This window comes from Pseudomonas sp. 05N434 (genome assembly GCF_056396965.1).
The window spans coordinates 1-2003 of sequence record NZ_JBFTMK010000922.1 but is presented as its reverse complement, the minus strand read 5'-3'; the positions used below and the strand labels follow the sequence as shown (position 1 = coordinate 2003).

The window sequence follows — 2003 nt, the reverse complement described above, 5'->3', positions numbered from 1 at the left end:
CCCTCCAACAGCCGTTTTAGCTCGGCCACAAAAGACTCGCCGGCGACACGAACGTAGTCAGGTGCACAACCTTCGATCATGACGATCCAGGCCGGTATTTGGGTCCCTTCGGCGCGGGCCTTTTTCTCTGCGGTTTCAACTCTGCTCACGGCCTCATCAGCTACACACAAATGCACGCCCGTAATACCTTGTTTATCAGCAAGAGGAGGAAGCACGCGTTGGCGCAATGCGTCTGACACCGATTTATGCTGGCCTTCGACAACATCGAAACGGACCGTTAACAAATACGCGCCCTGCCCTACACCGCTGGTGTAAGTAACCTCGCAGATGGATCGCGCGACGTTGCGATATGACTGCACCGACTGCTTTGTCCAAGCCGTCGGACTGTTGAGACGCGATAAATAATCCTGCCCGCCCAACACCTGCACAGTGTCAGCCTCATAGAGGTTGAAATAGGTCGGACCTGCATCCAGAGCGATGTATCGGCGCCCCCGTAAAAAGCCCGGAATTCCGGCCCGCTCAGGCATGTGTTCTCGGTTATGCCACTCATAGAACTCGTCCCGCGCTTCGGGCAAAAGATCATGCCAAATCGCGACTACACCTGTTCCTGCAAAGCTCATAGCGTTTTCCTCTAGCGATAGTCAGTCAACATTGGGATGGCGACCGGCGACCCATGCAGCGCCCATTTCAGCAACGTAAGGAACCACGGTCTGAAATTGCTCACCCAGCCCTTGGCCACCGACACGCATGGTGTCACCCGCCTTGAGAAAAACCGGTGGTTTCTGCCCGAGCCCTACACCTGGTGGAGTACCGGTAATGATGACGTCACCCGGCATTAGCGGCATGAAGCGACTGAGGTACGCGACAATATGTGCAACGCTGAAAATCATCGTACGGGTATTGCCGGTCTGGAGACGTTTGCCGTTCACGCCTTGGTCCACTGACCTTCGTACTCCAGCTGATAAGCCCGCTCGGAAACATCATTGGCCAGGCAATAACCGGCGATGTGATCCAAAGCCTGCGACTCATCAATCTGCCAGGCGGGCGTACCGATGACGATGGCCAGTTCGACTTCCCAATCAAGCTTCTGAGCCCCCGTTGGTAAAATGACCGGGTCATTGGGGCCGCTGATGGACGCGGTGTGTTTGTTGAAGACCACCGGCTGGCTCGGGATAGGTGTATCCGTTTCAGCCGCGTGATCGGAGTAGTTCAGACCGATGCAAATCAGGTTCGGTACGTTGCCTACGCATGGACCAAGACGTGTGCCAGGCGCCACCACTGGCAGCTTTTCAACGTCAACAGCACGCAGTTTTTCAAGCACTGCAGGGCTCAGAGCCGACGCATCGATGTCATCGACAATGCCCGAGAGGTCTCGAACGATTCCTTGCGAATCCAAAACTCCCGGCTGTTCCTGCCCCGGCAAACCAAAACGAACTAAGCGCATTTGTTACTCCTCCAGCGTTGAGAAATGGACAGACAATGAGCCGGCTTCGCCGAACTGAACATGCAGTGGCTGGTTGACGGGCACATCGAGAACACCTGCATAGGACCCGGTGATAATCACCTGCCCTGCTTGCAGCCCTATCCCTTGTGTAGACAGAAAATTGGCCAGCCATACGATCGGCAACAACGGATTCCCGTCCGGATGGCGGCCCTTGATATTCACAAGCTCTGCCGTTGCATCGCTCAGGGTGATATCCAGTTCAGAGGGAATGCTGGCAGGGTTCGACAGCGTGATTGGCGCCCCGAATACCAGGCCGTGATTGAATAAACCGTCCGCGAGCAATTGCTCGAACGGCAGTGTGTGTGGATCGGTGTAACGGCAATCGATCACTTCCAATGCCAAGTGCACGTCGCTGATCGCAGCAACGATCTCTTCAGTTGTATAAGGCTCAACACGAGCCGGCAAATCATGGGCCAGGACGGACGCCAGTTCAGGCTCGATGCGCGCCTTATCGGCGTCGGCGGCCAGTCGGTAACGTTCGCCTTTTACGATGCTGTCG

2 protein-coding genes and 1 pseudogene are annotated in these 2003 nt (G+C 55.9%); all 3 read right to left on the bottom strand.

Features of this window, described 5'->3' with window-relative positions; genetic code table 11:
* Positions 1-620 (bottom strand): hypothetical protein (locus AC1DLB_RS30740; protein WP_477786373.1); only part of this gene is annotated, 620 nt, incomplete at its 3' end.
* Between the two features lie 21 nt (positions 621-641).
* Positions 642-1444: pseudogene (locus AC1DLB_RS30735) on the bottom strand (fumarylacetoacetate hydrolase family protein).
* A 3-nt stretch (positions 1445-1447) separates the two neighbouring features.
* Positions 1448-2003 (bottom strand): fumarylacetoacetate hydrolase family protein (locus AC1DLB_RS30730; RefSeq protein ID WP_477786372.1); only part of this gene is annotated, 556 nt, incomplete at its 5' end.